The organism is Armatimonadota bacterium, from assembly GCA_016869025.1.
Taxonomy (GTDB): Bacteria; Sysuimicrobiota; Sysuimicrobiia; order Sysuimicrobiales; family Humicultoraceae; genus VGFA01.
Genome location: VGFA01000001.1, coordinates 127,891 through 149,050, shown reverse-complemented (window position 1 = coordinate 149,050; position 21,160 = coordinate 127,891). Strand labels below are relative to the sequence as shown.

The window sequence follows — 21,160 nt, the reverse complement described above, 5'->3', positions numbered from 1 at the left end:
TCACTCTCCCTTGCCAACCGCGTACACGTCCAGCAGTTGCAGGCGCGTCGCGGTCAGGCGGCTGGCAATAACATCTGCCAGGGTGCGATAGACGTAGAAGCCGAGGTCGTGATCCTGCTCGCAGGCCGCGCACAGCGCGCCCGCATCTATGGCAATGGCCCGCGTCCTCTGCAGGGCGCGCGCGCCGGCGGTCTTCTTCCCGACAACCGGTACGGCCGCCGACCACCCGAATATCTCGTGCGGGCCGGCGGTCAGGATCGTGGCGCGGCCGCGATTGGGGATGTACATCTCCAGCGCCACCAGTCCCTCAACCACCAGGTACAACCTGTCATCGGCCTCGCCTTCCCGGAATATCACCTGGCCCTCGGCCCAGGTGACCTCCGAGGCAATCGCGGCCAGCTTCTCCAGATGCTGGGGCTCCAGCGCCCCAAACAGGTGCGAGGAGCGCAGCAACTCGGTCGGAGAGTATCCCTCCATGTCGTCCCCCTTGACTAGCCCGCCCCTGTGCCGTCTGACACCGCCGGATCCTGACCGGCGGCCGTTGCGGGGTGGGCCGCATCGCGCGCGTGACAGGTCTGCCGTGCCTCTATCCAGGTGATCCAGTCCGCCACGCCTTCTCCGGTGCGTGCCGAGACCGGGAAGAGCGGCGCCGCCGTTACCTCGCGCAGCCCGGCTGTGAAGACCTCGAGCGAGAACTCGGTGGCCGCAACGAGGTCTATCTTGTTCAGGACCACCGCGTCTGCCCTGGAGAATGTGGACGGATACTTGTACACCTTGTCGTCGCCCTCGGGAACGCTTGCCACCACGACGCGCAGGTGCTCGCCGACGTCGTACGCCGCGGGACAGACCAGGTTTCCGACGTTCTCGATGAACAGGACCTGCACGTCCGCCAGCGGCAGGCGACCGAGCGCGGTCTGTACCATGCTCGCGTCCAGGTGGCACGCGTTGCCTACCAGGCGGGTCTCGATCTGCACTGCGGGGATACCGCAGCGGGCAACGCGCTCCGCATCGCGGGTCGTGGCGATGTCTCCCTCTATGACACCGAGGCGAAGGCGTGGGTGGAGCAGGGCCGCAGTCCGTTCCAGGAGAGAGGTCTTACCGCTGCCCGGGGAACCAATCAGGTTGACGGCCGTGATGCCAGCCCGGTCGAGCAGTCCGCGGACCTCGGCGGCCAGCGCATCGTTGGCACGCAGGATGCGCTCCACTACCTCCACGCGCACGGTCATTCTCCCTCCAGCCACTCCATGCGGAGGTCGGTGCCCTCGGTGGTCCTCAGATCGAGCACCGCGCAACCCGCGCAGCCCCCGCGTAGGATCTCGAACGCCTGCATCAAGGGCTCTGCCGCGACGCCGCTGTTCTGTCCCACGCAGATGCCCACCGCTGAAACGCTCTTCAGGCCGTGCCGCGAAGCCGCGGCTTCTACCTCGGTCAGCAGGGCCTGTGCGATTGCCACCTCGTGCATCCGGCTCTGCCTCAGAAAGTCTGGTTTGCCAGGGCCAGCATGCCCTGGGTGTACCGTTCGAGGTTGGCCACCTGCGCCGGGGTGAGCTTGAGGCATGCCCACCGCCAGTGGAAGGCGATCACGTCTCCCACCGACGCTTCATCCAGGAACTGATCCGTGCCCATCGCCCGAAGCACACGCTCCGTCTGGGGCTCGCCAAAGCAAAGCCGTCCCTGTCGCAGGACGATCGGCCGGTACGTCACCGTGAAGGCAACGGGTTCCACTGCGTTGACCGTCCCCCAGCCGATGCGGCAGAGATCCAGCGCTGCATCGCCCTGGGGCAGTCCGGTACGGAATGATACGTCGAACACGTGGAAGGCGTGGTGGGCACGCGCACCGGCGCGCGGCTTGCCCACCAGCAGCTCCATGGTGGCCGGGCGCACGCGGCCGCTGAACCGCTCGTGGAGACGCCTGGCGTGAAACGCCCAGTCCACGGTCTCCAGAAGGCCGTTGCCGATCCAGTATGCCTCCACAACCCGCGCGTCAAACGGATCGGCTATGCCGTTGGACTCCGCGATCACACGAAGATAGGGCAGGGCTCCGGAGAACGCGTTGAGGTGGCGGCGCAGCCCCTGATCGGATACGCTTTCCCGCATGTAGGCGAGGAGCGTGGCGTTGGAGTCGTCGCCGCAGTAGCCCAGGTGATTGGGCATGAAGGCGAACCGGGCAAACAGCAGCGTGCCGTCCAGGACGCCTCCTGCTCCCGCGGCGGCAGGAACAGGGGGGCCGACCTGAAGCGACCCAGTCAGCATTCGGGGCATCCCTCCGTGGACATCATAGGATATGGGCCGCGAGGCGCCCATAGGTGCCGCGCACGACCGGTCGTTTGCGACGTCCCTAGGGTTCACGCCGGAGGACGCATGGCCGGGTTGAGCCACAAGTCAACGTCCTGCCCCACGGCCATCAAGGCCAGGGTCACGACCACGATCCCGATAGCCGGGGGAACAGCCCACCAGAGCCAGGCGCCATTCAGGAAGAGCAGCGGGTACCCAAAGGCCTGGTGGAGCACGAGCCCCCAGCTCACGCGACCGGGATCGGCGAGTCCCAGCAGCCCCAGCGTGGCCTCCATTAGGACCGCCCACCGCACCGTCAGCAGGAACTTCGTGAACAGGATCGGGGCCACCTCCATCAGGACGATTGCCCGCAGCACGCGTCCTTCCGAAGCCCCCAGCGCGCGCGCCGCCTCAACGTACTCCTTCCGTAGGGTAACCGAAACCTGTGCGCGCACGATGCGCGCGAACGCGGCCCATCCGATCAGGGCCAGGGTTCCCACGAGCGGCCAGAAGCCCGGGCCCCAGAAGACCACCATCAGCACGATGAGCGGCACCTGGGGCAAGGCCAGGAAGAGGTCCACCAGCGCCATGAGCATGCCCTGGCCCCGCCGCCACATCCCCGCGGAGATGCCGACCGCGGCGGAGAGGCCCGTGGACAGGCAGGCGGCAAGAAACCCCACCAGGAGAGAGGTCCGCGCGCCGTAGAGCAGGTGGCTGAACAGGTCCTGCCCCATCGCGTTGGTGCCCAGCCAGAACCGCGGGCCAGGAGGTGCGGCCGGATCTCCGGCTATGCGGTCGGGCTCCTCAGGGGACAGCAGGGGCGCGGCCATCGCCAGGAGGATAAGGGCGACCAGCACCGCGGCTCCGGTCGCGGCCGTGCCTCGCCCGTTCGGCCGGCGCCGCGGGCGGCCGTGCGCGTTCACGCCTGGCCCTCGAGTCGAGGATCGAGCCTGGCGGCAACGAGGTCCAGAAGCAGGTTCACCGTCAGCACCGCCAGGCTGGCTACCAGAAACACGCCCTGCATCAAGGGGTAGTCGCGCGTGCTTATCGCCTCGTACAGAAGCATGCCCATCCCAGGGTAGGCAAAGATGCGCTCGACCACGGCCGCTCCGGCGACTGCCGTACCCAGCCGGAGTCCCAGGAGCGTGGCCACGGGTGGCAACGCGTTGCGAAGCGCGTGCCAGGCGACACGCCTGGAGGTGAGCCCCTTGGCCCGTGCCGTCACCAGGTACCGTTCACTCAGCAGCGGCACGAGCGCATTGCGCATCAGCAGGGCAAAGGCCGGCGTGAGGCCAAGGACGAGCGTGAACCCCGGGAGCGCCGCGTGCCAGGCCACATCGAGCACGGCCTGCATCAGTCCATGATGGCCGGCAAACGGGGTGGTGGCACCACCGGATGGGAAGATCTGCAGGCGAGAAGAGAACACAACTATCAGCGCCATGCCGATCAGGAACTCGGGCAGGGCGCCCACTCCCACGGTGGCCGCGGTCAGAACGCGGACGGCCCGGCGGCGACCGTACCAGGCGGCCGCCCACCCCAGGACACCGCCGAACGCGGCGGCCAGCACCACGGCGCTGCCAACAAGAAGGAGCGTCCAGGGCAGCCGCTCCATCAGAATGCGGGCAACCGGACGGTGCGATGTCAACGACCACCCCAGGTCTCCCCTGGGCAACCCGGCAATGTATCTGGCGAGCTGGGCCGGCAGCGGGAGGTCGAGGTGATAGGTGGCAACCAGGGATCGGTAGGCGGCAGACGGCAGAACCGCCGCCTCGTCGCCGCCCCCGCCTGCTGCCGGACTCCCGGGAAGCAGCCGCGGCACGAGGAAGTTCAGCAGTACTACAATGCACACCAGCCCGGCGTAGCGTACCAGGCGCCGCACGGTCTCCTCTGCCCCCGGCTACCGCCCCAGGAACGCGAGCTTGTTCTCTATCAGCGGGATCCCGTTCATCAGGCCCCCGGCCGTGGCTGTGGGGATGAACTTGCGGCTGTCGTAGACCCAGTAGAACCGCCTGTAGTAGAGCGCAAGGGTAGGAAGTTCGTCAGCCAGGATTTCTTGCATCCGGTGGACGCTCGCGCGGCGGGCGGCCTGATCCAGGGTCCGGGCCTGCCCTGCGGCCAGGCGCCGGAACTCGGGGTGGGTAAACCCCGCGGACTGCCCAAAGAGGTTCGCCTCTCCGCCGCCGAGCCACCGCCGCAGGTAGTCGGGGTCCCCACCGGCCCCTATGTGAAACGTCAACGCCGCCTGGTACTTGCCCTCCGCAACCAGGGCGGCCCTGGTCCGGGCGTCCACGGTGCGCACCGACACCTCGATCCCGGCGCGCCGCAGCATCTCCTGCACTACCGGCACCACCGGCGAAGGGCTGGCCAGGAGCTCAAACGCCAGGGACGTCAGGCCTGCCTGCGCGACCAGACTCCGCGCCTTGCTTGGATCGTAGGGATAGGCCCGGATGCGCGGGTTATGCCAGCGGTCCGTGGGCGGGACGATGCCCGGGCTTCCAGGAACCCCTGGCCCGCGCGTGACCAGCGTCGCCAGTTGCGTGCGGTTGATCCCGTAGGCCACGGACTGGCGAGCCGCCCTCTGGTCGAATGGCGGCCGCTCCGTGTTGAACAGCAGGCGCGCAACCGACAGGGGCTCGCTCTGCCAGGTCCGTAAGTATGGGTGACCGGAGAACGCGCGCACCACGTCGTAGGTATCGGCCATTGCCACATCCGACTGGCCGCTCTGAATGGCCAGCAACTGCCGTTCCGCGGGGATGACCGTGTACTGGATCTCCTCGAACCTGGGCCGACCCCGGAAGTACCGGTGGTTTGCCTCGAGCCGGTACTCACCGGTTCCCGGCCGGTACTCTGCCAGCCGATACGGCCCTGAGCCGGTCGCCATACCCACACCCTGCGCCTTACGCGGCTCTGCCACCCCTTCCCAGACGTGCGCCGGAACGACGGGGATGATTCCGGCGATGTCCTCGAGGAAGGGCGCGAAGGGTTCGCGGAGCACGAAGGTCACGGTGCGCGGGCCGTCCGTGGTGACCTCAGCAACAACGGATGTGTCAACCCATACAAAGGGGTGGGGGCGGTAGTACTCAAAGGTGAACTGCACGTCGCGGGCCGTCAGGGGGCGGCCGTCGTGCCAGACCACGTCAGGGCGCAGGGTGAACGTCCACCGCCTGCCGTCGCCGGAGATCCGCCACGACTCTGCCAGCCAGGGAATCACACCGGTGTGATCCTTCCAGACAAGGGTGTCGTAGAGGAGCGAGAGGCGCACCACTCCGCCCGGTCCCAGGGTGGAGACGGCAAACGGCGTCGGAAACCCCACATCAGTCCACCACACCAGCCGCAACGGCCCGGCAGGCAACGCCCCGGCGCCACCAGAGCAAGCGAGCAGGAGGATCAGCGCCACGACCAACGCTGCCAGGGGACGGCGCGCACCCGCGGGGCGCAAGGGCTGTGAGCGGATCATTGCGTTAGGGGCGGATCCTGCGCGGTGAGCTCGGCCACGAGCCCGAGGATCTCGGCCGCCTCGTCCGGGGCGACTTCGCGGATAGCGGCCCCATAGACCACAATGACATACGCTCCTGGGGCAAGTTCACCGACAAGGTCAGTCGAAATCGTGCGCTCCCCGTCGGGGCCCTCTGCTAGGGCCCTCCGAGAATCGAGAATCCGAGTGATGCGGTGCGGCAATGCCAGACACATGGCTCCGGAGGTAGAGTATTGCACATTGGGTCAGACCGGGGAATACTCTCCCGGCTCTATGGACGCTTCAGGGTCGTCGCGGAACTCCTGGCGGGGTGGCGGCGCAGTCTCCGCATCGGTTGTCCGACGGGGGGTGAGGAGTGTCCGCACCACCACCGTCGCCAGGATTGCTCCTACCGCGCCGTGGACTCCCAGGCGCGAGAGTAGGTCGAGTACCGCCGCTTCCCCTTCATCGAGTCCAATTCCGACGGGGCGGCGGCAAGGTGCAGCACCGGGAATCCCCCTTCGCTCAACGCTTCAACAAGGTGCAGGGGGTACGGCGCGGCCACGCGCACTACGGCCAGCCTTCGATCACACTGCCTGTAGGTGGCCAGAGAGTCAAGGGGAACACCGGCACCGTCGGCGATGGCCGCGAGTCCGGCGATGGCATTTGCGCGGCCAGAAAGATCCACCACCAGACGTGCGCCGTCCTGGCGCAGGCCGGTGAGGTCAATGAACGCCTCGAAGATGTCGCTCTCGGTGACCACGCCCAGAAGCGACCGCTTCTCGACGACCGGGAGTCCGCCGATCTTCTCGCGCCGCATGATTACCGCTGCGGCCTCGATCGGCGCGTCGGGCCCTATCGTGATGGGGCCCGGGCTCATGATCTCGCGTACCGCGGTCCGCTCCAGGAAGGCAGCGGCCGCCTCGGCATCCACCCCCGCGACAAGGGAGGGCTGCGCGCGCATGAGGTCGGTCCAGGTGACGATCCCCACGAGCCGGCTTCGCTGCAGCACCGGGAGCCGGCGGATCCCGAGCCGGCGCATCAGGCCCAGGGCCTCTGCCAGTGAGGTCCTGGTCTCCGCGGTGATCGCTGGAGCACTCATCCGATCGCGAACAAGCATGGCACACAACCCCGCCGATTCCGCCGCGCTTGCGGCTGGCTCCATCGTAGGGAAGCCACATGGGGGCACAATAGGGTTCCGGACGGATATTGGCCGGGCTTCAGTCTGAGGGCGGCTCAGGGACCCCGGCGCGCGATCACCACCGACAGCACAAGCATCACAACCCACAGTACCGCGCTCAGCGCGCACCAGGCGCAGACCGCCTGCAGCACGGCCACCTGCAGCCAGGTGAGGTAGACAGAAAAGGTCGCCCCGAACACCCCTAGGCCGAACATTACGGGAGACGCCCAGGACCTGACCGGCACGCGGGACAAGGCCGCGATCGCTACGGCGGCGACGGCCACGTAGAGCATCAACCCCAGGGCCGCGTTCGGGATCCCGAGGAACCGGGCATAGGAACTGGTGGCGACCTCGGCGCACGGGCCTGCCAGGCACACGGGAGCGATGTTCCGGGCATAGCTGAAGAGCAGGTATCCGGAGACCGCGATGCCGGCCACCGCGACCGCCGCCGCTGCCAGCCAGGCGCTGCCCGAGGTGCCGACCGTGCTAGCGCGGGCGCGCGGCTTCGATGGCGGCACGAAACACCTCTATGGGTTGAGCGCCTACGATCGCCCGACCGCCCACGAAACTGGTCGGGGTACCCTGCACGCCGCGCCGCAGCCCCTCATTCATGTCGGCGGCTACCCGGGCGCGCATCTGCCCACTGCGCAGGCAGCGGGTGAACGCCGCCTGGTCGAGACCGATCTCGCGCGCGGCGGAATCAAGGTCCCCGGCCCCGCGCAGCTCACCCCGGGGCAGGCGGGCGAACAGCGCGCCGTGGTACGCCCAGAACTTGCCCTGGTCGGCTGCGCACAGGCTGGCCTCGGCGGCCTGCTCGGAAAGCGGGCCTCCCACCGGGAACTGCCTGTACACCATTCGGACGATCCCTTTGTTGACGTACTCGGACACTATGAGCGGCTCGACCGACTCGGCCAGGATGCCGCAGTACTTGCACCGGAAGTCCGAGAAGATCTCGAGGGTCACCGGCGCGCCAAGGCGCCCGCGGGCCGTGCCGGAAGATCCTTCCGGCGCAGGTGGCGGCGGCGCGGCCGCCGGGGGCGCCGCGGTCCTCCAATGGAGGACTGCCGCGCCGATTGCGCCAGCGACGGCCACGACCCCGACGATTGCCCACAGCCCCTTCCGGGAACGGCGCTTGGATCTCATGACTCCTTTGACCCCCTAACGGTGAAGACGGGTACTTCGGCGTGCCGGACCACGTGCTCCGCCACGCTCCCAAACAGCAGGTGCGCAAGCCCCGTGCGTCCGTGCGTGCCCATGACGATCAGGTCTGCCTTGACCTCGGCGGCAACCTCGAGGATCTCGTGCCGCGGCGTGCCTTCCCTGATCACGGGCGTCGCGCCCGGCACGCGGGCGGCCACTGCCGCCATCTCCGTGCGCGCCTCTTCACGCATCTGGTCCAGGAGCGATTCCGGGGGCGGCGGAACCATGACGCCGCCAGGGCCGCCCATGATAGCACTCACCGATACGTCAATCACGCTGAGCAGGACGATCTTCGCGCCGAAAGCGCCGGCAAGGGCCTGAGCCCACTCGACCGCAGCCGCGGACCCCGTGGAGAAATCAACCGGTACCAAGATCGTGCTGATGCGAGGTGGCATGTCTACACCTCCGTGGAGCGCGCGCGTGCCCGTATTCTATCAGACGAAGGGGAGGGGTGCATCCGTACCCCTATGAGGGCGCCAGGAGGATCTTGACGGCGCGGTGCCGCCGCTTGTCGAGAGCCACCTCGATCGCGCGATGGAACTCCGCCAGGGGAAACCGGTGCGTGATCAGCGGCCGCAGGTCCACGCCGCCTGTCGCCAGCAGTTCCATGGCCAGGTCCATTGACCGGGACACGCGGCCGTCCACCCGTTCGAGCGAGTAGGCGAATCCACCGTGAACCGCGATCTCACGCAGCCAGATCGGGGTCCAGTCCACGCCCCGCGGAACCGCCGCCAGCCCCAGCAGCACCACCCTGCCGCCGGCCCTTGTCAGGCGGAACGCGTCGGCGATGCTGCGCTCGGTTCCCACACACTCCAGGGTGGCGTCGGCGCCCCCTGTCAGTACCGGCGGCCCCAGCATGGGCTTCAGGAGTTTGGAGTCAGTCAGGGAAGCGATCTCCCGGTAGTGGGCGTCCCCCGAAGCGGCAATCACCGCCGAGGCCCCAAAACGGCGCGCGAGGTCGGCCTGGTGAGGGTACCGCGCCAGTGCTACTGCTCGCGCGCCCGGACGGAGCGCACGCAGCGCCGCCACAGCAGCAAGCCCTATCGCTCCTGCGCCGGCTACGAGCACCGTTGCCGCGTCCGCGGGCACGAACCTGAGGATGGCGTGCACCGCCACAGCCAGCGGCTCCACGAGTATTGCCTGCTCGTCGGAGACATGGGCAGGGACCGAGACGAGTTGCGAGCGATGGGCGACCATGACCTCGCCCCACGCCCCTCCGGTATCGCGGCAGGCGCCCTGCCCAAGCCCTGGCGAGAGGTATCCCTCGGCGAACCGGGCGCACAGGTTGTAGTCACCTCGAGCGCAGGCCGCGCAAGGGTCGGCGAAACCCCGTGCCGCGCACGCGAGCACGGGCTCCACCACAACCCGGGTGCCCAGGTCCACGCCGGCATCAGGACCAACCTCCACCACGGTGCCCACGTTCTCGTGCCCGATGACGAAGGGCATCGAGGCATAGACCGTAGCATACGGGCTAGTCTCCAGGAGCACCACGTGCAGGTCGCTCCCGCAGACACCGCCCAGGTGCACGCGCACCTTGACCCAGTCGGGTCCGGGCAGGCGGGGTTCAGGGATGTCGGCCAACCGGATCGGGCTCAACCGGCTCCAGAATACCGGCCGCCAGATGCGACCGAGAGAGCGCGCAGCCAGGTATCTGGGGATCGTGATGTTGGAGACGACGGCCTTCACGTGGTTACTCTTCAATACGCTCGTGGCGCGACCCTCCTGGCCTGCGGCGCTCCGTGACCGCGCGGTGCTCCTGGACCGTGTTGACGTTGATCAGCGTGCACAGTCCCGGGTCAACGGTCTCCAGCTCTGCCGCGGTCACCTGCCGCACGCGCAGCGCCTCGAGGGCGGCCCACATGCGCGTCTCTGCCTTCGCCAGATGCTCCTCGAACAAGGGCAGCGTCGAGGTGGCATAGACGGCGTGCAGGGGATGCCAGCGACCCTGCACCCTGGGAACGGCCGCATCAAAGCCCTCTGCCAGCCCGGCCAGAAGCCGCACCGCGTCTGGTGAGAGGTAAGGCATGTCGCACGCGGCCACGAACGCCCACGGCGTCGCTGCCGCCCCCAGCCCGCCGCAGACGCCCACAAGCGGCGCCTGGATGGCAGATCTGTCCGGGATCACCCGTAGCCGCAGGTGCTCGTAGGCCGCCGGCTCCTTGGCAACTATCAACACTTCGGAACAGCACGCGCGCAGGACGCGGACCACCCGCTCGATCATCGGCACGCCTTCGACCTCGACGAAGGCCTTATCGGCACCCATGCGGCTGCCCTCTCCGCCGGCGAGGACCACCCCGGTGAGCCCGGCCAACGCGCTCACGGCGGCGCCATCCTGCGCACGACCAGGTCGGCCACGGCTTCCAGATCCTGCCAGGTGAACACCGGTGCTCCACCGCCTGCGGCACCGGGGGCAGGCTCGTCACTCACCACCGCGATGAGCGGACCCGCGGGTTCCGGCCGGTCCTGCGTCACGCCTTCCCTCATCACGAGGATCTTGGGCCAGTGTGACATGCTGTATCCTTCCACCAGGACCAGGTTCGCGTGGCGCAACCCTGCCAGCACCTGGGCAACCGGAGGATCGCCCGCGTGGGGCCGCCGGAAGACCGCGCCGCCCGGGCCTGCCAGCACGGTCTCGATCGCGCCTGCCTGTTCTGCGCGCCAAGTGTCCGTTCCCTCATCGTCAACTGACCGCATGTGCGCGTGGTGCTTCACGACGGCGACCGCCAGACCGCGACGGCGCAGCAAAGGGATAAGCCGCTCGATCAGGGCGGTCTTGCCGCTCCCGGGTGCGCCGACCACGCTCAGGACCGCCGGCTGCGCTGCAATGCCGCCTTGCAGTCCGGAGGGCACCAGGAGTCGGACGGCAACCCGGGCACCCGCGGGCAGTTCGGTGTCCCCTGGCTCGATCACGATGAGGGCGTTGGCCTCGCTCGCCGAACGAAGGGTCGCGGTCCCCTGCCGGGACAGCGGGGTAATCTCGAGACCCGAGGCGCCCAGGACCGCACGACCCCATAGATACCGCTGGCGCCCGGGGCTCACCCTAAGATCCTCCTTGAGCGTGGCCGTCGCCGCCTGACGATGGATCTCGCCGTGCCCCATCATGGCGCACAGCGCCGGGCGGACCAGCACCTCAAATGCAATGCGCGCGGCGCCGGGTGTGCCGGGAAGCGCAAAGACCGGGCGTAGGCCAGCCAGTCCAAATGCCACCGGCGAGCCTGGCTTCATCCTGACGCCGGCGAACTTCATCTCGACGCCGAGACGGCGAAGGGCTGCCCGCACGAGGTCGCGTTCGCCCACCGATGCCCCACCGCAGATCACCAGTGCATCGGCCCGCAAACCCTCGCGCATCCTGCCCTCGAGTGCTTCGAGGTCATCCGGCGCAATCCCCAGCCGGAGCGGTTCCGCGCCCAGCGCCGACACCTCGGCGGCCAGGGCGTAGGTGTTGCTCTCGCGCACCTGCCCGGGTCCCAGGGGCGACCCGGCCGACACGAGCTCGTCCCCAGTGGCCAGAATGCCCACTTCGGCGCGGCGCACCACCGGCACGGTGCCCAGGCCGATCGCGGCAATCAGGGCCAGATCTCCACCCCGCAGCACGCACCCGACCCTGAGCACCGGCTCGCCGGCGCGGGCCTCTTCACCTGCCGACATGACGTGCCGCCCAACGTCCACGGGACGGCTGACAATCACGCGGCCGCGGCTTCGCGTTATCATCTCTTCGGGCACGACCGCGTCGGCACCGGGCGGCACCGGCGCACCGGTGGCGATTCTGACGGCGGTGCCCGGCTCCAGGGGCAGGGGCCAGGACTGCCCCGGGAAGACGGCGCCGACGACCTCGAGTGATACCGGCGTGGCGTCGCACGCCCCGACCAGATCGCTGGCGCGTACCGCCACCCCATCCATCGCAGCGCGCGGGAAGGGCCAGAGGTCCTCGGATGCCGAGACCGTCTCCGCCAGCACCCGGCCCGCAGCCTCTTGAAGCGGCACCTCCTCTGCGGGCTGCCTGTGGATGGACCGCAGGATGAGAGCAAGAGCCTCCTCTACGCTCGAAGCGGGCGGGCGCGGTTCTCGCAAGGTCAACTCATGCCTCCCTCGACACGCCAGTAGCGGCCGGTGCTCCTACTAGACTATTGGAAGACGGGGGATCTGAACATAGGGCGCCGGCTCCCGGCAAGAAGGCCGCGCGCGCTCCGCTTCTACTTGGTCACCGGAAGCCCAGCCGCCTTCCAGGCGTCCATTCCTCCGCGCATCGCGCGCACGTTAGTGTATCCCCACATGCGCAGGAGCGTCATCGCGATCCCGGCACGGTACCCGATCTTGCATACGGTGACGATGGGGGCGCCCTTGGAATCAGGGAGCTGTTCGACGAACTTGGCCAGGTCGCGGATCGGCACGTGAGTGGCGCCGGCGATGCGCTCGGCGTCCCATTCTGCCTTCTCGCGGACGTCCAGGACCAGCGGCTTGGCGGTCTCCATCAGGCGCTGTACCGCTGTTGGATCCATCTGGTAGAAGTCGGCGGGCATCGTGGCCAGCATCTGCTCTGCCGCGGTGACAAAGGGCTTCTGGATCCACTCGCGGGCCACTACCGGCGTTGCGAAGGCCAGCGCCGCTACAAGTACCAAGGCGATCAGGTGCGTTCTCTTCACGGGCTTCACTCCTTCGTTAGTCTGTGGTAAGTAGCATTCACTTCGTTGACCAGCGCGCGTTACTGAGAGCTAGAACCGCTCGGTTTGCGCTCGACTGCATCCCTCCCTCTTGGTTCAGAGTCCACGCTGTCCGGCGTACACGAGCACGACTCGAAGCGCCAGGCCGCCGGCAAGCACCAGAACGTATGAGGAAACGGCCACGGCACGGGTGACACGGCGCGTGTTGAGTTCGGCGAGGGCGACACCCAGCGGCATGAGCGCTCCCGCCGCGACGACCAGCGTCCAGAATGCCCACGCCCACGCACCGCGGACAAGCATCGAGGCCGAAGCCTGAGCATAGGCGGTGGACGTGGCCAGCCCGAGCAGGTAGAAGCCCAGGAGTACGAGTTTGAGCGAATGCGCGGCGACCTCGGCGCGGGTCAGCAGTCGTCCCCACGGACCGCCCGGCACCAGGAGTAGCAGGAGCGCCGCGGCGGTCGAGAGCCCGGACACCAGGAACAGCGGGCCGAGCAGAGGGCTGTTCAGCGCCGGACGCGCCACCATCGTGCCGAGCAGTACGCCAGTGTACAGGCCCAGGACGAGTCCTCCGACCAGGTTCGCCCAGGCTAAGGCGCGCAGGTTAGGGCCCGCCCAGCGGGACAGCCGGCCTACGCTCCGACGCCACCTGGCTGCCTCTCTCCAGCGACCAGCCTCGATCTCTGCATGAGCCGCGGGCGCGGCAGCCAGGGCAGAGGTGACGAACACCGCAAGAAGGATCCACGCGCCCCAGGACATCGGGCTCAGCGGCCGCAGCGTCAGGTAGAGCCAGAACGGACTCCACTTGCTGCCCAGGTCCAGCCACAGCAGGAACAACCCGGCAACGATGATCGGCGGGATGAGCAGCACCGCCGCGCGCACCGCGGGCAGGAACTCGCGGCGCCGGCCGGTCAGGTGCGCCCATGAGGCGAACACCAGCAGCCCTGCCGCCAGGCCGCCCAGGAACAGGTAGGCCGCAACCTCCCACCCCCAGAGGTGCAGCTCGGTGTTCAGCACCGCATCGCGGATCTCGATCACCGGCGCACCTCCGCGCACCCGACGGCGCCGTTGAGGATGTAGAACTTGGGCCGCGCGCCCGTCTCGGGCCGGTCCTGCTCGACGCGGCGGGCCTCAAGAACCGCCCGGCTGATTGGGCTCCTTGAGTCGTCGAGGTCGCCGAACGTGAGGGCCTGCGTGGGACAGGTCTCGACGCACGCGGGCTGGCGCCCGGAGTACACGCGGTGGTCGCACAGGCTGCACTTGTCCACGAACCCGCGCGGGTGGGGATAGCGCATGCCGTACGGACAGGCCGCCACGCAAGCACGACAACCGATACAGATGTTGTAGTCCACAAGGCAGAGCCCGTCGCGGTTGACGTACGTGGCGCCAGTCGGACACGCGGGGATGCACGGCGGGTTCTCGCAGTGATAGCACTGCATGTGGAGGAACTGCAGCCGCAGATCGACCAGCGAATCTCCGGCGACAGCCTCGCCCACCCGCCGGCGCACGAAGCCATCCGGCGCCTCGTTCTCCGTTGCGCACGCGACCGCGCAGGCCTGACACCCGACGCATCGCTCAAGATCGACCGCCATGGCCAAGCGGGCCATCGCCTACGCCTCCGGCTCCAGCCTGACGAAGTTGACCCTCAATCCGGCCCCGCCGCTTATCGGGTCGAGCGCATAGCGCGTCTGCAGAGCCGTATCGCTGGCGCCCCGGCCGTGGGCCCGGCGCAGCCCGGGCGCGTTGTGGCCGAACCCGTGTACCAGGTACACGCAATCCTTGCGGATCCGCGCGGTCACGCGAACCCGCACCGGCCCGCTCTTCGCGCCGTCCTGATTGACGAGCATGACCCGCTGTCCGTCGGTCATCCGCATCGCCGCTGCCACGGCCCGGTTGAGCCAGACCTCGTTCTCGCGCATCAGCCTGGTCAGGACAGGGTTGTTCTGCGTACGGCCGAAGGTGTGCATCGGCGCCCGGCCGTAGAGGAGGCGGAAGAACCCCTCCGGCGGTTCGGGTGTCGGCTCATAGCGCGGCAGCGGATCGATGCCGGCCTCTGCCAGTTCCTTGCAGTAGATCTGGATCTTCTTGCTCTCGGTCCGAAACGGCGAGCCCTTGCCTTCCCAGTCCTCCAAATAGGGCCGGCCCTTCTGGACGCTCACTCCCTGCTTCTTCATCTCTTCCAGGGTCAACCCCACGGAGTTGAGCCGCTGCTCCAGGTACTCCTCGATCGTCTTCCAGGGGTAGTACTGCTCGAGGCCAAGCCGGATACCCAGTTCCCGCGCGATCCACCAGCCGGGCCTGGAGTCGTGCATCGGCTCCACAACGGGTTGCCGCAGCGCGATGAAGGGCGTCTTGTGCGGCACGGTGATCAGATCGTCGTAGCGCTCCAGGTACGTGCACTCCGGCAGCACGACATCTGCCCACCGCGTGTGCTCCTGGGGTAGGATGTCGACGGCCACGTGGAAGTCGAGCGCTCGCAGCGCCTCGGCGGTCCGCTCGCGGACCGGCAGCGTGTGGAAGAGGTTGACCGCGTAGGAGACCAGGCCCTTGATCGGGTACGGTCTTCCGGTGATCATCGGTTCGACCAGTTCCTGTATTGCAACGCCTCCGCGCAGGAACGTCCGGCCGGCGCCGTCGGCCCTCGGCTTTCGGTCTGAGGAGGCCTCCGGACCGGAGGCCGCAGGACCAGCACAGCCACCTGCCTCGGACCCGATTGGGAACGGCTGCAGAGGGTACTCTTCAACGTAGGGCGACTCGGCGATGTACCAGCCACCCCGGCGGCCGTAGTTCCCTAGCAGGATGTTGACCAGATAGAGTGCGCGCATCCGTTGCGTGTCGTTCCCGTACCAAACGACATGGCGCCCGGGGACCAGCACGGCCTGCGGTCGGTAGCGGCACAGGTCCTTGGCCACATCCGCGATGATCTCTGCCGGCAGATCGGTGATGCGCGCGGCCCACTCAGGCGTGAACGGCCGCACATGCTCGACGAGCTGTTCGAAGCCTTCGGTGTACCGTGCGACGTACTCGGCGTCGTAGTGCTGATTGACGATGATGTAGTGCATCCAGGCCAGCAGCAGAGCGGTGTCGGTGCCCGGCTTGATCGGCAGGTAGCGATCGGCCTTGGAGGCCACGGTCGAGAAGCGCGGGTCGACCACCACGACCTTGGCCCCCCGCGCCCGCGCGGCGGCGAACTGCTGCATCATGGTGTTGTGCGCGTTCTCGCCGATGTGGGTGCCCAGCAGGATGATGTAGCGCGTGTGGTCCCAATCCACCGGTTCGTGCCCGCCAACCGGCCGACCGAACGTGAGGTTGCTCGCCACCTCGCGGGGGGTTGTGCACAAGGCCACCGCGGGCTTGGCGGCGTTTGGCGACCCAAAGGCCGGCGCCAGGTAGTCCACGAACCACTTGTCCCCGGCGTAGTGACCGAAGAACGCGACGGCCTCGGGACCATGATCCTCCTTGATCTTGAGGAGGGCTTTGGCCGTCACGTCGAGGGCCTCATCCCAGTTGGTCTCGCGGAACTGCCCCTCTCCCCTTCGGCCGGTTCGTATCAACGGCTTCTTCAGACGATCGGGATCGTACAGCTCGCCCACGCCGCCGAGGCCGCGCGCACACAGCCGGCCGTTGGACTTCGGGTTCTCAGGGTGGCCGTCGAGCTTCCAGAGGCGGCCTTCGGCCACCTGGGCGACCGCACCGCAGCGCCACAGGCACATCTCGCAGACTGTGGGTACCGCCGTCGTCGCCTTCTGGAACCAGAAACGCCTTCGGGGCGGCAGGAGCCGCCGCACCGGGCCCGGAGCAGATACCGTCGCCAACGCCCCGGCGACGCCGCCGCCAAAGACGAGGAACTCCCGCCGGGACAGCTTCACCCGAGCACCTCGGCCAGGGACGGACACGCCTCTATCACGCGGTTGCGTAGCGCTGTCTCCCGAAGCTTCGCGCGCTGCATTATGCACAGCGCGGTTGCCAGGCACTCGGCATCGAGTCGGTCGCGCGGGATGCCCGCACACGCCCCGGCTGCCCAGACCGCTCTCCGGTACTCCCCGGCCGTCTCGGGCAGCATGACCATTATGCGTATGCCGGGAAGCTGCACCTGAAGCTCGCCCAGAAAGGGCACCGTCTGCTCGGCGGCGATGTTCCAATCGAGGAGCAGCGCGTCAGGGCGCCATTCCCTCAGCACGGCGCTGGTATCGTGCGCAGAAACGACCTCGCGAACCTCGAGGTCGATCGGAAGGGCTCCGCGCACCGCACCGGTTAGTTCCTCCAGCGTTTGGAGGAACTCTGCATTGCGCTCAGCCACGAGGAGGCGAAAGGCCATCAGGGTCATCACCCGCTCCACATTGTGGGGAGCGCCGAGGCGCCGAGGAATCGGGAAAAGACATATCTTATGGAAGGGGGTTTTCCTGACAGATCAGCGATGCGGGAAGCGGTCCGAGGCGACTACACGTCCTCGGTGAGCAGTCCCCGGCGCAGCGCGTAGCGCACCAGGTCTGCCCTGGTGCGCAGTTCCAACTTCTCGATGATGCGGGCGCGGTAGGTCTCCACGCTCTTGGGGCTGATGTACAGCAGGCCTGCGATCTCGCGCGCGGTGTGGCCCGCGGCCACCAGTTTGAGCACCTCCCGCTCACGATCGCTCAATCTGTCGTAGCTGTCCCGCTCCTGGCCTGCCTGAGCCCCTGTCATGAAGTCCTCGAGCAACTGGCGCGTCGCCGCCGGGTGCAGGAACGCGCCGCCTCCGGCGACCGTGCGGATGGCCGCTACCAACTCGACGTCCGCCGCGGTCTTGTTCACGTAGCCGGCTGCGCCGGCCTTGAGCACCGGAAACAGGTAGCGCTCCTGCGCGTGCACGGTCAGGATGAGGACCTGCACGGGCAGGTCCAGGCCGCGGATCTGGCGCGTGGCCTCCAGCCCGTCCAGCCCGGGCATGCTGATGTCCATGATGACCACGTCGGGGCGCAGCCGCTGCGCCAGGGCCACGGCCTCCTGCCCGTTGGAGGCCTCGCCCACGACGCGCATGTCCGGCTCCTGCTCGAGAAGCGTCCGCAACCCTGTGCGGAGCACCGGGTGATCATCGGCCAGCAGCACCCGGATCTCAGCCGCCATGCTGATTCTCCCTGCCGGTTAGATCCGCCCGTGCCACGATGGTCGTGCCGCGGCCCGGCGATGAGCGTACGGTGACCTCGCCGCCGATCAGGGCCATGCGCTCGCGCATGCCTGCAAGGCCCAGGCCGGTGCCGGCGGGCGGGGATCTTCGCGGGTCGAAACCCCCACCCTCGTCCTCGACCTCCAGCACGATCTCTGACCCACTCCGGCGCAGGCGCACCTGTGCCCGGGGGGCGTGCGCGTGGCGCCGCACGTTCGTCAGGGCCTCCTGCGCCACGCGGTAGAACACAAGCTCCACGTCGGGGGGCAACCGGCCGTCCAGGCTGTCGGCCGCGAGCGTCACCCGGGTGCCGCCGGCAGCGTTCAGGGCGTCCACGTGCGCATGCAGCGCGTCCACCAGCCCCAGGTCGTCGAGGACGGACGGCCGCAACTCCAACGCGATGCGGCGCACGTCCTCCAGGGCGCGCATCGTTAGATCGCGCAGTTCGCGCACGCGCTCCCGTGCCGCCTCGGGCGTCTGGGACTGCTCCACCAGGCGCAGGCGGACCAAAAGCGAGGTTATTGACTGCGCGGCCTCGTCGTGCAGTTCGCGGGCGATCCTGCGGCGCTCCTCTTCCTGTACGCGCAGGATCTGCCCGGGCAGCAGGCGCAGCCGCTCGGCGTGTTCCTCCAGGGTCGCGAGCATTCGATCGAAGGTATCCGCCAGGTGCTCGAACCGCTCGTCCGATATGCCCTCGCGTGCCACCCGCACGCCTATCTCGCCCGCGCGCACGGCGTCCACCGCGCGCTGCAGGTGATCCAGCGGTCGGAGCAGCACCCGCAGGACCGCGTAGTTCACGGCCAGACTGATCGCGACCCCGGCCAGCGCGAAAGACGCCATCAGATCGCGGTGCGGTTCACCAGGATGCAGGGCGCCGTGCCGGAGAGAGATGGCCGTGCCGACCACCGCGCCCAGGAGGACAATGACCGCGTTGGCCGCCAGGATTTTGTAGAGTAGCGGCATACGCCGAAGGCGCTTCAGTAAGATCACCCCGGGGGAGGCGCGATCCGCACCCGTGCGTCTGCCACGGCGGCGCCCTGCCCCTCCGCGTAGACAAAGAGGGGGTTGATGTCGAGCTCCGCTACCTCTGGGCAGTCAACGGCCAGCTGGGACAGGCGCAGGAGGCACTCGACTATGGCCTCCAGGTCCGACGGGGGCTCGCCGCGGACGCCCTGCAGGATGGCCGCGGTGCGGGTCTCCTCAACCATGCGCCGGGCTCCCAGCTCCCTGACCGGCGCCAGGCGGAAGGTGACGTCCTTCAGGACCTCCACGTATATCCCGCCCAGTCCAAACATCAACACCGGACCGAACTGCGCGTCGTGGCTGAGCCCCAGGATCACCTCGTGCCCCTTGCGCGCCATCGCCTGCACCAGCACCCCGTGCAGCGTCGCGTCGGGGTGGTGCTTGCGTATCGAGACCATCATGGCCTCGTAGGCCGCCCGGACCTCGGCCGCGGTCCTGAGGTTGAGGCGCACCCCGCCCACGTCCACTTTGTGAATGATCTGCGGAGAGAGGATCTTTAGGGCCACAGGAAGCCCGATCTCCAGCGCACGGGCCGCCGCCTCGTCGGCGCTGGTGGCCACTGCCCACGGCAGCAGCGGGAGCCGATAGGCCTCCAGCAGCTCCAGGGCCGCCGACTCCGACAGGAACCCCGGCTCCGCGCCGGCGATGATCCGCCGCGCGCGGTCTCGGTCCACGTCTTCGAAGGTCAGGTAGCTGGTGCGGGGCCGCCCGATCCACGAGACGTACCGCGCCATCGCGGCCAGCGTCCGCGCAATTGCCTCAGGAAAGGGGTAGTGCGGAATCCCGGCCTCCTCCAGGCGGGCAACGCCCGACTCCACGGCCAGGGCGCCGACGAACGAGGCCAGCACCGGCTTGCCGGAGGCGCGCGCCCGCCGGATGACCGCGTCGGCCGCGGCCTCAACGTCAATGGTCGCCTGTCGGGTCACCAGCACCACGGCCGCGTCCACCGACGGGTCGGCCAACACAGCATCGAGGGCCGCGTCGTATCGGCGGTCGTCCGCGTCGCCGATTATATCAAGGGGATTGCCCACATGGGCTTCGCCAGGCACGACGAGCCGCAGCGCCCCAATCGTCGCCTCCGAGAGCCTGCTCAGCTCCAGGCCCTCTCGTATGCAGGCGTCCGTGGCCAGGATGCCAGGGCCGCCGGCATTGGTGACAATCGCGACGCGCCTCCCCTTGGGCAGCGGCTGGCGCGAGAACGCGCCCGCGTAGTCGAACAGCTCCTCGATGCTCTCGACCCGCAGCACGCCGGCCTGCGCAAAAATGGCCTCGTAGACCTGGTCGGAGCCGGCCAGCGACCCGGTGTGGCTCGAGACCGCCCTGGCACCGGCCGCGGTGCGACCCGCCTTGAGCACGAGGACGGGTTTGGGAGGCGACTGCTCGCTGATCTCGCGGGCGGTCTCGATGAAGCGCCGCCCCTCGCTCAGTTCCTCCACGTAGAGCAGGATGACGTGCGTATCCGGGTCGCCGGCCAGTACCTCCAGCAACTCCAGCTCGGTCACGTCCGCCTTGTTGCCGAGATTGAATACCTTCGAGAACCCGATGCGCTTGGTGCGCGCATAGTCGAGCGCCGCCGCGGTGAGCGCGCCTGACTGCGACAGGAAGCCGATGTTGCCGGCATCCGGGATCTGCGCGGCGAAGGTCGCGTTCAACCGAACGTCCGGCGCGGTGTTGATCACGCCCAGGCAGTTGGGTCCGATCAGGGCAAAACCCCAACGCGCAACCCGCTCGCGAACCAGGTCCTCGCGCCTGCGGCCCTCCTCCCCCACTTCGCGGAATCCGCCTGAGATCACCACCACGCCGCGGACCCCGGCGCGGCCGCACTCGTCCAGGACTCCCGGCACGAGGGGAGCCGGGGTGATCACCACTGCCAGGTCCACGGGATCCGGAACCTCCAGAACCGACCGATAGGCACGTACCCCGCTGATCGCGCGGGCAGTCGGATTCACCGGATGCACCGCACCCTGGAACCCCCCGGTAAGAATGTTGTGGAAGATCGCATACCCCACCTTGGCCGGATCGCGGGAAGCGCCGATGACGGCTATGGTCGAGGGTCGAATGACAGGTGTCAGGTCTCGTCTACTGGGCATCGGTGGCATCACCCCCACACATATTCGCCGCCCAAAGGCGAGCCCCTGGAAATGCGCGGCAGTGATTGGTGCGCTGGCCTAGGGCGGCGACCCTAGGGTTCGTGGATGACCGATAAGGGAAATCGGCAACCAGGCACG

General features: G+C 68.3%; 23 protein-coding genes. All 23 read right to left on the bottom strand.

All coding sequences use genetic code 11. The features are described 5' to 3' along the window. The gene (locus tag FJX73_00720) at positions 1–477 is read right to left on the bottom strand and encodes a Crp/Fnr family transcriptional regulator (protein ID MBM3469307.1); all 477 of its coding nucleotides are present in this window, start codon (positions 475–477) and stop codon (positions 1–3) included. A gap of 14 nt (positions 478–491) precedes the next feature. Next, positions 492–1,220, bottom strand: a complete 729-nt coding sequence (gene hypB, locus FJX73_00715; protein ID MBM3469306.1) for a hydrogenase nickel incorporation protein HypB — start codon at positions 1,218–1,220, stop codon at positions 492–494. 2 nt (positions 1,221–1,222) lie between these two features. Beyond that, the gene (locus tag FJX73_00710) at positions 1,223–1,558 is read right to left on the bottom strand and encodes a hydrogenase maturation nickel metallochaperone HypA (GenBank protein ID MBM3469305.1); all 336 of its coding nucleotides are present in this window, start codon (positions 1,556–1,558) and stop codon (positions 1,223–1,225) included. Beyond that, the gene (locus FJX73_00705) at positions 1,474–2,253 is read right to left on the bottom strand and encodes a hypothetical protein (protein ID MBM3469304.1); all 780 of its coding nucleotides are present in this window, start codon (positions 2,251–2,253) and stop codon (positions 1,474–1,476) included. Before FJX73_00705 ends, FJX73_00710 begins: the two co-directional genes overlap by 85 nt. A gap of 92 nt (positions 2,254–2,345) precedes the next feature. Next, on the bottom strand, positions 2,346–3,197 hold the full coding sequence (locus tag FJX73_00700) for an ABC transporter permease (GenBank protein ID MBM3469303.1): 852 nt from the start codon (positions 3,195–3,197) through the stop codon (positions 2,346–2,348). Beyond that, on the bottom strand, positions 3,194–4,153 hold the full coding sequence (locus FJX73_00695; protein MBM3469302.1) for an ABC transporter permease: 960 nt from the start codon (positions 4,151–4,153) through the stop codon (positions 3,194–3,196). The genes FJX73_00700 and FJX73_00695 overlap by 4 nt, the downstream gene beginning before the upstream one ends. An 18-nt stretch (positions 4,154–4,171) precedes the next feature. Continuing rightward, complete coding sequence (locus tag FJX73_00690) at positions 4,172–5,731, bottom strand: ABC transporter substrate-binding protein (GenBank protein ID MBM3469301.1); 1,560 nt, start codon at positions 5,729–5,731, stop codon at positions 4,172–4,174. Next, the gene (locus tag FJX73_00685; GenBank protein MBM3469300.1) at positions 5,728–5,964 is read right to left on the bottom strand and encodes a HypC/HybG/HupF family hydrogenase formation chaperone; all 237 of its coding nucleotides are present in this window, start codon (positions 5,962–5,964) and stop codon (positions 5,728–5,730) included. Before FJX73_00685 ends, FJX73_00690 begins: the two co-directional genes overlap by 4 nt. A 173-nt stretch (positions 5,965–6,137) precedes the next feature. After that, entirely contained in the window at positions 6,138–6,893 is a 756-nt protein-coding gene (locus FJX73_00680) for a CBS domain-containing protein (GenBank protein ID MBM3469299.1), read from the bottom strand. Positions 6,894–6,964: 71 nt separating this feature from the next. After that, entirely contained in the window at positions 6,965–7,426 is a 462-nt protein-coding gene (locus FJX73_00675) for a vitamin K epoxide reductase family protein (protein ID MBM3469298.1), read from the bottom strand. Continuing rightward, complete coding sequence (locus FJX73_00670) at positions 7,395–8,051, bottom strand: DsbA family protein (GenBank protein MBM3469297.1); 657 nt, start codon at positions 8,049–8,051, stop codon at positions 7,395–7,397. The genes FJX73_00675 and FJX73_00670 overlap by 32 nt, the downstream gene beginning before the upstream one ends. Continuing rightward, positions 8,048–8,503, bottom strand: coding sequence for a universal stress protein (locus FJX73_00665; GenBank protein ID MBM3469296.1), 456 nt, complete (start codon positions 8,501–8,503; stop codon positions 8,048–8,050). The genes FJX73_00670 and FJX73_00665 overlap by 4 nt, the downstream gene beginning before the upstream one ends. Before the next feature lie 70 nt (positions 8,504–8,573). Beyond that, the gene (locus tag FJX73_00660) at positions 8,574–9,809 is read right to left on the bottom strand and encodes a zinc-binding dehydrogenase (protein MBM3469295.1); all 1,236 of its coding nucleotides are present in this window, start codon (positions 9,807–9,809) and stop codon (positions 8,574–8,576) included. After that, a complete protein-coding gene (locus FJX73_00655; protein ID MBM3469294.1) occupies positions 9,799–10,428 on the bottom strand; it encodes a molybdenum cofactor guanylyltransferase in 630 nt (209 codons plus the stop codon). The genes FJX73_00660 and FJX73_00655 overlap by 11 nt, the downstream gene beginning before the upstream one ends. Then, the gene (gene mobB, locus FJX73_00650; GenBank protein MBM3469293.1) at positions 10,425–12,185 is read right to left on the bottom strand and encodes a molybdopterin-guanine dinucleotide biosynthesis protein B; all 1,761 of its coding nucleotides are present in this window, start codon (positions 12,183–12,185) and stop codon (positions 10,425–10,427) included. The genes FJX73_00655 and mobB overlap by 4 nt, the downstream gene beginning before the upstream one ends. A gap of 116 nt (positions 12,186–12,301) precedes the next feature. Then, positions 12,302–12,751, bottom strand: a complete 450-nt coding sequence (locus tag FJX73_00645) for a rhodanese-like domain-containing protein (GenBank protein ID MBM3469292.1) — start codon at positions 12,749–12,751, stop codon at positions 12,302–12,304. Between the two features lie 114 nt (positions 12,752–12,865). Next, complete coding sequence (locus FJX73_00640; protein MBM3469291.1) at positions 12,866–13,822, bottom strand: hypothetical protein; 957 nt, start codon at positions 13,820–13,822, stop codon at positions 12,866–12,868. Further along, positions 13,801–14,373 carry a 4Fe-4S dicluster domain-containing protein gene (locus FJX73_00635; protein ID MBM3469290.1) on the bottom strand — a complete coding sequence of 191 codons (573 nt, stop codon included), beginning with the start codon at positions 14,371–14,373 and terminating at the stop codon, positions 13,801–13,803. The genes FJX73_00640 and FJX73_00635 overlap by 22 nt, the downstream gene beginning before the upstream one ends. A 3-nt stretch (positions 14,374–14,376) precedes the next feature. Next, positions 14,377–16,629, bottom strand: a complete 2,253-nt coding sequence (locus tag FJX73_00630; GenBank protein MBM3469289.1) for a thiosulfate reductase — start codon at positions 16,627–16,629, stop codon at positions 14,377–14,379. 2 nt (positions 16,630–16,631) lie between these two features. Then, a complete protein-coding gene (locus tag FJX73_00625) occupies positions 16,632–17,093 on the bottom strand; it encodes a hypothetical protein (GenBank protein ID MBM3469288.1) in 462 nt (153 codons plus the stop codon). A 113-nt stretch (positions 17,094–17,206) separates the two neighbouring features. Then, complete coding sequence (locus tag FJX73_00620; protein ID MBM3469287.1) at positions 17,207–17,869, bottom strand: response regulator transcription factor; 663 nt, start codon at positions 17,867–17,869, stop codon at positions 17,207–17,209. Beyond that, positions 17,859–18,872 carry a sensor histidine kinase gene (locus tag FJX73_00615; GenBank protein ID MBM3469286.1) on the bottom strand — a complete coding sequence of 338 codons (1,014 nt, stop codon included), beginning with the start codon at positions 18,870–18,872 and terminating at the stop codon, positions 17,859–17,861. Before FJX73_00615 ends, FJX73_00620 begins: the two co-directional genes overlap by 11 nt. A gap of 23 nt (positions 18,873–18,895) precedes the next feature. Next, positions 18,896–21,022, bottom strand: coding sequence for a CoA-binding protein (locus tag FJX73_00610; protein MBM3469285.1), 2,127 nt, complete (start codon positions 21,020–21,022; stop codon positions 18,896–18,898). Between the last annotated feature and the right edge of the window lie 138 nt (positions 21,023–21,160).

What these genes read in the sequence shown, in the direction of transcription:
- FJX73_00720 (MBM3469307.1), bottom strand. Translation starts at nt 477, where the DNA reads ATGGAGGGATACTCTCCGACCGAGTTGCTGCGCTCCTCGCACCTGTTT.
- FJX73_00710 (MBM3469305.1), bottom strand. Translation starts at nt 1,558, where the DNA reads ATGCCTCAAGCTCACCCCGGCGCAGGTGGCCAACCTCGAACGGTACAC.
- FJX73_00705 (MBM3469304.1), bottom strand. Translation starts at nt 2,253, where the DNA reads ATGCTGACTGGGTCGCTTCAGGTCGGCCCCCCTGTTCCTGCCGCCGCG.
- FJX73_00690 (MBM3469301.1), bottom strand. Translation starts at nt 5,731, where the DNA reads ATGATCCGCTCACAGCCCTTGCGCCCCGCGGGTGCGCGCCGTCCCCTG.
- FJX73_00685 (MBM3469300.1), bottom strand. Translation starts at nt 5,964, where the DNA reads ATGTGTCTGGCATTGCCGCACCGCATCACTCGGATTCTCGATTCTCGG.
- FJX73_00680 (MBM3469299.1), bottom strand. Translation starts at nt 6,893, where the DNA reads ATGGAGCCAGCCGCAAGCGCGGCGGAATCGGCGGGGTTGTGTGCCATG.
- FJX73_00670 (MBM3469297.1), bottom strand. Translation starts at nt 8,051, where the DNA reads ATGAGATCCAAGCGCCGTTCCCGGAAGGGGCTGTGGGCAATCGTCGGG.
- FJX73_00665 (MBM3469296.1), bottom strand. Translation starts at nt 8,503, where the DNA reads ATGCCACCTCGCATCAGCACGATCTTGGTACCGGTTGATTTCTCCACG.
- FJX73_00635 (MBM3469290.1), bottom strand. Translation starts at nt 14,373, where the DNA reads ATGGCCCGCTTGGCCATGGCGGTCGATCTTGAGCGATGCGTCGGGTGT.
- FJX73_00625 (MBM3469288.1), bottom strand. Translation starts at nt 17,093, where the DNA reads ATGACCCTGATGGCCTTTCGCCTCCTCGTGGCTGAGCGCAATGCAGAG.
- FJX73_00620 (MBM3469287.1), bottom strand. Translation starts at nt 17,869, where the DNA reads ATGGCGGCTGAGATCCGGGTGCTGCTGGCCGATGATCACCCGGTGCTC.
- FJX73_00615 (MBM3469286.1), bottom strand. Translation starts at nt 18,872, where the DNA reads ATGCCGCTACTCTACAAAATCCTGGCGGCCAACGCGGTCATTGTCCTC.
- FJX73_00610 (MBM3469285.1), bottom strand. Translation starts at nt 21,022, where the DNA reads ATGCCCAGTAGACGAGACCTGACACCTGTCATTCGACCCTCGACCATA.